The sequence below is a fragment of the Actinomyces sp. Z5 genome, from assembly GCF_003287795.1.
Classification (GTDB): domain Bacteria; phylum Actinomycetota; class Actinomycetes; order Actinomycetales; family Actinomycetaceae; genus Actinomyces; species Actinomyces glycerinitolerans.
This window is the reverse complement of record NZ_QMIN01000058.1, coordinates 15344-23862: the sequence shown is the minus strand read 5'-3', so window position 1 is coordinate 23862 and position 8519 is coordinate 15344. Positions and strand designations below refer to the sequence as shown.

The window sequence follows — 8519 nt, the reverse complement described above, 5'->3', positions numbered from 1 at the left end:
GTCCGAGCGGGTCTGCTCGGTGAGCACGTCGACGTGGGTGGCGGAGTCCAGCGGCCCGCCGGGCTCGTTGAAGCCGATGTGTCCGTCGGCGCCGATGCCCAGGATTTGCAGGTCGCAGTATCCGGCGGCCGCCATCTGTGCCTCGTAGTCGGCGCAGGCCTGCTCCAGGTCGTCCGCGAGCGCGTCGGGGCCGTGCAGGGCGCCGGGGGCCATGTCCACCCGCGAGCGCAGGTTGCGCTCCATGAAGGTGGCGTAGCGCTCGGGGTGTCCCTCGGGCAGGCCGACGTACTCGTCGAGCATGAAGCCGGTGACGTCCTTGAAGGAGATGCGGCCTTCCGCGCAGCGGCGGGTGAGCTCGTCGTACAGGGGCAGGGGGCTGGAGCCGGTGGCGGTGCCGAGGACGGCGTTCGGCTTGTCCTTGAGCAGGGATTCGATGACGTCAGCGGCGCGGGAGGCGATCTCTTCGGCCGTGTCGAGGATGACGAGCTCCATATTGGTTCCTTAGGGTTTTGCTTCCGGCGGCGGACCTAGCGACCTCATCCGTGAGGCCGACGGGCGGCGAGCCCGTGTCGCGCGTCAATGCTACGGCGTGAGGGAACGGGTTGCGGGAAGGCGGGCCCTTGAGGTTGGAGCACAATGCACAATGCCGGCGCGAGACCACGTGTCCTACCGACGTCTCCCACTCACGTCTCTGCCACACGTACGACTTCCCGCCACACGTACGCGTTTTGGAGCTTTCCCCGGGTTTAGCCCGCGGCGACTGTCAGACCGCATCGTGGCCGGGCCAGGAGCGGATGGTGGCGAGCACGTGCGCGTAGCGCTGGTCCAGCAGACGACCGCCCAGCACCGCTCCGTACCAGGCGGCTCCCCCGCCCCACAGCGCCCCGCCGACCAGCAGCAACCAGCCCCAGTGCCAGGCCTCCTGTATCACCACGACGATCAGCGGCACCAGGACCGGCAGGCAGACGACGCCGATCACCAGTACTCCCAGCATCTGCAGCAACGCCACAATGAAGGCGGTGCCGGAGGTGCGCGACTTCATGGGGCTCTCCCCCGGCGGGTTCGTCTCATAGGGCAGCAGCACGCTGGTCAGGCTCGACCAGGCCAGGGCGACGCCGTACACGCCCAGACCCGCCCCCAGGTAGGCGGGCGCCTCGCGCCAGTTACCGGTGAGCCAGCCGCTCACCAGTATGAGGGTGGCGAGCAGGGGCAGCTGCCACATGGCCGCCGCGAGCTCCCTGCCCAGCCTGTCGCAGCGGCCGGGTAGCCCGGCAGCCGCATGGGTCCACAGGGCCGTCGAGTCGAAGGCCAGGTCATCGTGAATCATCCACCCGCACAGCAGCGCGATGACCGGCCCGACGACGAATAGCACACCCGGCGCCTGCCCCGGGGAGAAGTCGACGCCGGTGAGCTTGATGGAGGTCTCCTCGGCGGTGGAGCTCATGACGGTGGAATAGTTGGTGGCGGCCATCCCGGTGAACACCACGACGAGTAGGAGGGTGGTTGCCACCTGTACCAGGTAACGCGGGTCCGAGCGCCAGTAGCGCAGGCAGCGGGCGGCCACGGCCGCCGTCGGCCCGGAGCTGGCCCGCTCGAGTCGACGCTGCCAGGGCAGCACGTCGAGTCCTTCGGCGCCGGCGCCGGCGTCCCCGATCCCACGCGCGTGGTAGGCGTGTGAGCGCGTCCGCGTTCGCGCTGGCCCCGTCATGGCCTGCACCACGACCCGGTGCCAGATCGGGGCCAGGAGCAGCGGCAGCGCCAGGGCGCCCACGGTCAGCGCCGCCGCCGTCGCCACGCGCCCTTGAGCGAGGTAGCCGGGGGCCGCGAGGGCCCAGCCGAAGGGCGTCAGGCCCAACACGCGCGCGATCCTGGCGAGGCCGCCGAAGTCCAGTCGCTCCATGTCCAGCAGGCTGTTCATCAGGGAGGGCAGCAGTGCGAGTGCCATGACGGCGAAGAAGCCGACGACGGCGAGCAGGTCCCGGCCGCGCCGGGAGGAGACTCCCGCGCGCACGACGACACTGCGTCCCAGCAGCACGCAGGTCGCCAGGGTGGGAGGGGCGAGCAGCAGCGCGAGGATGGCGGCGCCCGCACTTCCGGCCACCGCCCAGGTCAGGACCGGGATGAGCAGCGCCAACCCGGTGATGATGCCGGGCAGCCCGCAGGCGCCGGCGACCGCCAGCCCCGTGCTCAAGGCCCGGGAGGGCGCCGTCCAGGCCGCGATGGCGCGCGGGTCCAGAGTCGCGTCCACCCCCGTGAACAGCAGGGGCACCACAGTCCACCCGATGGTGACCACGGCACCAAGAGCCCCCGCCACCAGGGTGACGGTTGCGGGATCGAGGCGTCCCAGCGCTACGGCTCCTAGCAGCAGCGGCGCCAGCATCCCCAGTGCGCAGGCGGCCCCCAGGAGCAGGCCGACGGTGGCCCAGATGTTGTTGCGCAGCGCATTGAGGGTGATCCGCCACCTCAGTTGGACGAGGGTCGCAACCATGACAACTCCTCCTGCGACACCTGCGCTCCCACGAGCTGGGCGAAGCGGTCCTCCAGGTCGGCGCCCGCGGCCACTTCGGCGGTGGTGCCCGCCGCGACGACGCGGCCCCGATCGATGATCGCCACGTGCGTGCACAGACGCTGCACCGTGGCCATGACGTGGCTGGAGATGACGACGGTGCCGCCGGCGGCGGCGAAGTCGGTGAGGATCTTCTGGATCGTCTTGGCGGAGATGGGGTCGACCGCCTCGAAGGGCTCGTCGAGTACGAGCACGCTGGGCGAGTGCACCAGGGCGCAGGCCAGGTGGACCTTCTTGCGCATGCCGGCGGAGTAGTCGGCCACGAGGGTGGTGCCGGCGTCCCACAGGTCCAGCACGTGCAGCAGTTGCGTGGCACGGGGAACCACGACGTCGCGGGGCATGCCGCGCAGCAGGCCGGAGTAGGTGACCAGTTCCAGGCCGCTCAGGCGGTCGAAGGTGCGCAACCCGTCGGGCAGCACGCCGAGCAGGGCCTTCGCGCGGGCGGGCTCGGCCCATACGTCCACGCCGTGGACCAGGGCGCGTCCGGAATCGGGTAGCAGCAGGCCGGTCGCCATGGACAGCGTGGTGGTCTTGCCCGCCCCGTTGGGGCCGACGATGCCGTAGAGGCTGCCGGCGGGAATGGCCAGGGAGAGCAGGTTGACGGCGATCTTTGGGCCGAAGGCCTTCGCCAGGGAGTCGAGAAACAGGGCGGGGCAGGGGCCGGGGACGGCGGGCCCACCCGGGGGCGGGAGCGGCGACGGGGCGGTCATGACTCGAAGGTATCGGGGCTGGCGCAGGCCTCGGCTCATCCGGCAGGAGGAACCCGGTCCCGGACCGTCACAGGGACCGGCCTCGGCAGGTAACAAGTGCCGGTCTCGGTGAGGGGGCAGGGGGTGGCAGGGAACGGGTACAACGAAGGCGCGCCGCCCGTGTAGGACGACGCGCCTTATCCGTTGGCTTCCGCGGGCCGCCGTTGGCGGGCCCGCACGCCCCGGGTTCCCTAGGGGGTCACTTGCCGGAGGCGGCCTTCTTCAGGGCGGAGCCGGCGGTCAGCTTCACGCCGTAGCCGGCCGGGATCTGGATCTCCTCGCCGGTGCGGGGGTTGCGACCGGTACGAGCGGCGCGCTCGACGCGCTCGACACCCATCAGGCCCGTGATCTTGACGGCCTCGCCCTTGGTGACGTTCTCAACGAGGACGTCCTGGAAGGCGCCGAGGAAGGCGTCGGCGTCGGTCTTGGTCAGGCCGGCCTTCTCAGCGATGGCGGCAATGAGCTCGGTGCGGTTGATGGACATGTATCTGCCTCTCGGTTGGTGATTTGGACGTCTAGGTGACGGTTGGGCACCTTGGAGCGGTGCCGCTGGCCGTAACGCTATGCATAAATGGGGCGATTTGTCAGATACGACGGCGTTTCCCTCGGCGTGGCGTACCGTTTTGTGGCCCACAACAAACACTTCGGCCGCACTCGTCACACGCGCCCCACGGGTCCCGTCATCGGTGGGCGACGGCGTCGACGAACCAGGAGGTGATGGTCGTCGGGTGGGTGATGGCGGTACCGACGACGACGGCGAAGGCGCCGTGGTCCATGGCGGCTGCCGCCTGGGCGGGGGTGTGCACTCGTCCCTCGACCACCAGCGGCACCTGCGCGATCGCCGCCACCTGGTCCACCAGCTCCAGGTCCGGCCCGGTGGTGGGGGGACGCTCACCGGTGTAGCCGGCCAGGGTGGTGCCCAGGATGTCGGCGCCGGCGTCCTGGGCGGCCCGGGCGTCGTCCAGGCTGCCGCAGTCGGCCATGACCAGCACGCCCGGGCGGGCGGCCTTGAGTGCGGTGATCGTCTGGGCGAGGCTGCGCCCGTCCGGGCGTGGACGGCGCGTTCCGTCCAGGGCGACGATCTGCGCGCCGGTGGCGGCCACGGCGATCGCGTGGGTGAGGGTCGGGGTGATGAACACCCCGCCCGCACCGTCCTTCCACAGTCCGATGACGGGCACGTCCACGTGCTGGGTGATCAGGGCCAGGTCGGCCAGACCCTGGGCGCGGATGCCGACGGCGCCGCCGGCGACGCAGGCCTGGGCGACCTGGTCCATGGTGCGGGGGTCGCGCATGGGCTCGCCGGGATAGGCCTGCGCGGAGGCGATCAGTCCGCCGCGCAGGCGCTCGAGTACGGGGTCAAGGGTGGTCATGGTGCCTCCTGATTCGCGCAGGTGTTTTGAGGTGGACGGGCTCAGCGGGCGTCCGCCAGGTGTTGGGCGGCCTGGTGGGCGGCGCCGACGATGGGCGCCGTCGTGCCCAGGGCGGCGGGCAGCAGCTGCAGCTCCGTGGCTACCGGCTCGACCAGCTCGCGGCGCACGGTCTCGCGCAGCGGCTCCCACCACAGCGGCCCGGAGCGGGCCAGCCCGCCGGAGATGATGACCCGGTCGGGGTCCAGGACGGTGACGACGCCGGCGATGGCCTGCCCCAGGGCGGTGGCGGCCTCGCGGTACAGGCGGCGGGCGTCGGGGTCACCGGCGCGAGCCAGGCGCTCCACGGCGAGCGCGCCGGTCACGTCCTGGGCGCCGGTGGCCTCGCAGAAGCGGCGGGCGATCTGTGGGCCGGCGGCGACGGCCTCGAGGTGGCCGGGGCGCCCACAGCTGCACCGCTCCCCCGCCGCCAGGGCGCTGGGCATGTGCCCCAGCTCCCCGGCCAGGCCGTGCGCCCCGTGGTGGACGCGCCCGTCCAGCACCACCGCCCCGCCCACGCCGGTGCCGACGGCGACGACCAGCGCGCAGGCGGCCCCGGCCCCGGCCCCGATCCAGGCCTCGCCGGCGGCGTAGGCATTGACGTCGTTGTCGACGTGCACCGCGGGCGCCCCGCCGTCCGGATCGTGCAGGCCGGCTGCCTCCAGGCGCGCGGCCACGCCGCCGGCGATGTCGGTGCCCGCCCAGTCGGCGATGGCGTCGGTGGCGGAGATGACCGTGCCGCGCTCGGCGTCGATCACTCCCGCCGAGCCGATGCCGACCGCCACCACCGGGCCGGGGCGCCGGGACGTCGGCGCGCCCGGGCCGTCGTCGGCCACGGCCACGACCAGGCCGGCGATGGCGTCGAGCATGGCGGCCGGGCCGGCGTGGGCGGGCGTGGGCACCTCCCGCACGCCCCCGCGCAGGGCGCCGTCGGGGGCGACGCGGGCGGCGGCGATCTTGGTGCCGCCCACGTCCACGCCGATCAGGTCCTCCGCGGTCACGGTCGGCCCGGCGACGGCGGGCATCTCAGATCAGCCCCTGGGCGCGGGCGATCGCCAGCACGCCGTCGCGGGCCTCGCCGTCCAGGGCCTGCACCGGGAAGGCCATGTCGTTGGTGTCGATGGTGCCCTGGGCGGCCATAACGGTCTTGAAGGCGCCGATGCCGGTGGCGTCGCCGGAGCGGCCGCGCGGCACGTAGACGATCTCGAAGCCCGCGCACAGCTGGTTCTGAAGGTCGCGAGCCACGGCCCAGTTTCCGGCCTGGGCGGCCTCCCACAGCGCCACGTAGCGGCCGGGGTCCACATTGCCGTATCCGGGCACGCAGCCGTCCCCGCCCAGCAGCAGCATGCCGTCCACCACGCACTCGTGGCCGGAGAGCACGGCCAGCGGGTGGCCGGCGGCGGCGTTGGCGGCCACCAGTCGGCGGAAGCCGACGTCGTCGCCGGAGGAGTCCTTGACGCCGGCGAGCACGCCCTCCTTGCCCAGGGCCACGAGCAGGTCGTGGCCCAGCTTCTTGCCGTTCAGGCGCACCGGCACGTCATAGGCCAGCAGTGGCAGGTTCAGCGCGGCGGCGATGGCGCGGAAGTGGTCGGCGATCTCGGCGGCGTCGTTGATCGCGTAGAAGGGGCAGGTGGCGACGACGGCGTCGACGCCGAGCACCTCGGCCCGCCTGGCCTGCTCGATGACCCGGTGCGCGGTGGTGTCGATGGCGCCGGCCAGCACGGGCACGCGCCCGGCGGCCCGCTCGACGACGGTGGCGATGACGGCGTCGCGCTGGGAGTCGGTCAGGTAGGCGACCTCGCCGGAGGAGCCGCCGACGAACAGGCCGTGCACGCCGGAGGAGATGAGGAAGTCGACGGTGCGGCCGAGGGAGTCCAGGTCGATCTCGCCGTGGTTGAAGGGGGTGACGACCGGCGGTATGACGCCGGTGAAGCGGGTGTCCATGTAAAGCTCTCTCCATTGAAAATTGATCGGACGTCTGATGTCTGTTGTAAGTGTGCCAGATATGGAGCGCGCACGCCACCCACCGCCGCATCCGAGCGCTCCGATACGGATGGCGCGCCGGGCCCGGAGCAGCGTGCGCACCGAGCGACGGGGCGGTTACTTCACCGACCCTTCCGACAGTCCGCCGGCGATGTGCTTCTGGATCAGCATGAAGAACACCACCGAGGGGACGATGACGATCACCGAGGCGGCCATCATGGCGCCCCAGTCGAGTACCTCCGATCCCTGCAAGGAATACAGGCCAACGGCGACGGGCATCTTGTCGGAGTCCGTGATGAACAGCAGAGCGTAGAGGAACTCGTTGAAGGTGTTGATGAAGGTGTACACGGCGGTGGCGACGATTCCCGGCATGATGATGGGGACCGAGATCTGCCAGAAGACTCTGAACCTGCTGGCGCCGTCGACGGCGGCCGCCTCCTCTATCCCGATCGGAACCGTCTGGAAGAAGCCGATGAGCATCCAGATCGCGTACGGGATGGAGAACGACAGGTAGGCGATCACCAGGCCAACGTAGCTGTTCATGAGTCCGAGCTTGACCATCGTGACGGTGTACGGAATGGCCAGCAGGATCGGAGGGAACATGTAGGTGCTGATGAGGAGCTTGGTGAGCTGCCGCCCGACGCGGGGGAAGAACCGGACAATGCCGTAGGCGCCGAGCAGCGAGACCAAGACGGCGATGACCGTGGAGCAGCCGGCGATGAGCAGCGAGTTCTTCAGGTTCCTGAGGAAGCCGATCTCGGTGACGACCTTTCGGTAGTGCTCCAGCGTCGGAGACGAGGAGAACAGCTGCAGCGGGTTCTGGGCCAGTTCACCGGAGGTCTTGAATGAGGAGGTGATGACCCACAGCAGCGGGAACACCGCAATGAATGACGCAACAGTGAGCAGCGCATAGACGCCTGCTACTCCCCACCGACTCTGACCAACGCGACGCATGGCTCAGCCCCTTTCTCGATTCCAACGGTTCATGATCTTGAAGGCGCCCACCGCAACCAGTAGCAGGAAGACCAGCAGAAGCACGGTGACGGTAGAGGCGACTCCGAGCTGCCGCAGGTTCCACCCCTCCTGATAGGCGAAGATCGGCAGGGTGGTCGTTCTGTTGCCCGGCCCGCCGCCGGTCAACAGGAACAGCATGTCGAAATTGTTGAAGATCCAGATCACACGGAGGATCACCAACAGGGCGATGACCTCCCGGATGTGGGTCAGGGTTATGAAGCGGAAGCGCTGCCACCCCGTGGCGCCGTCAACCATTGCGGCCTCGTACTGCTCCTGGGGAATCGTCTTGAGTGCAGAGAGGATGTTCACCATGAACATCGGTGTACCGAACCAGACGTTGATGGCCAGCACCACCCAGAACGTGAAGCTCGGGTTTCCCAGGAGAGCGATGTTCGCCTCCGTCAGCCCCGAGGCCGTCAGGAGATTCGGGACGACGCCATAGACGTCGTTGAGGATCCACTTCCACGCGAAGGCGGTGATGATGGCGGGAAACGCCCAGGGGACGATCAGCAGGGTCCGAAACAGAGCCGATCCCCTCGGTACGCGGTCCAGAGCGAGGGCGAGGATCAGGCCGGTGAACAGCTGGAACACGATCGACAGAGCCGTCCACTTGATGGAGACGCCGAAGGCGTTCCAGTAGTCCGACGACGTCAGGACGGCCAGGTAGTTCTTGAGCCCGACGACGTCGTAACTCGTGCGCAGGAGATGCTTGTCGGTGAATGAGAACCAGATGCTCGAGAGCACCGGGTAGATGAGCAGCGCGAGCACCACGACTATCGATGGGGCTACGAAGGCGATGCC

At 69.9% G+C, this 8519-nt stretch carries 9 protein-coding genes; all 9 read right to left on the bottom strand.

All coding sequences use genetic code 11. The features are described 5' to 3' along the window. The coding region (locus tag DRB06_RS08330; RefSeq protein ID WP_111819669.1) for a 6-phosphogluconolactonase at positions 1–492 on the bottom strand (492 nt) is incomplete at its 3' end. 271 nt (positions 493–763) lie between these two features. Continuing rightward, entirely contained in the window at positions 764–2488 is a 1725-nt protein-coding gene (locus tag DRB06_RS08325; RefSeq protein WP_111819668.1) for a transporter, read from the bottom strand. Then, positions 2464–3276 (bottom strand): ABC transporter ATP-binding protein, encoded by an 813-nt coding sequence (locus tag DRB06_RS08320; protein WP_111819667.1) that lies wholly within the window; start codon positions 3274–3276, stop codon positions 2464–2466. The genes DRB06_RS08325 and DRB06_RS08320 overlap by 25 nt, the downstream gene beginning before the upstream one ends. A 238-nt stretch (positions 3277–3514) precedes the next feature. Next, positions 3515–3799, bottom strand: a complete 285-nt coding sequence (locus DRB06_RS08315; protein ID WP_073330768.1) for an HU family DNA-binding protein — start codon at positions 3797–3799, stop codon at positions 3515–3517. Between the two features lie 196 nt (positions 3800–3995). Beyond that, entirely contained in the window at positions 3996–4685 is a 690-nt protein-coding gene (locus DRB06_RS08310; protein ID WP_073330770.1) for an N-acetylmannosamine-6-phosphate 2-epimerase, read from the bottom strand. A gap of 41 nt (positions 4686–4726) precedes the next feature. Next, the gene (locus DRB06_RS08305; protein WP_111819666.1) at positions 4727–5746 is read right to left on the bottom strand and encodes an ROK family protein; all 1020 of its coding nucleotides are present in this window, start codon (positions 5744–5746) and stop codon (positions 4727–4729) included. 1 nt (position 5747) lies between these two features. Next, a complete protein-coding gene (locus DRB06_RS08300) occupies positions 5748–6665 on the bottom strand; it encodes a dihydrodipicolinate synthase family protein (protein WP_111819665.1) in 918 nt (305 codons plus the stop codon). Between the two features lie 156 nt (positions 6666–6821). Beyond that, complete coding sequence (locus tag DRB06_RS08295) at positions 6822–7658, bottom strand: carbohydrate ABC transporter permease (protein WP_073330779.1); 837 nt, start codon at positions 7656–7658, stop codon at positions 6822–6824. A 3-nt stretch (positions 7659–7661) separates the two neighbouring features. Further along, positions 7662–8519 (bottom strand): carbohydrate ABC transporter permease (locus DRB06_RS08290; RefSeq protein WP_220093003.1); only part of this gene is annotated, 858 nt, incomplete at its 5' end.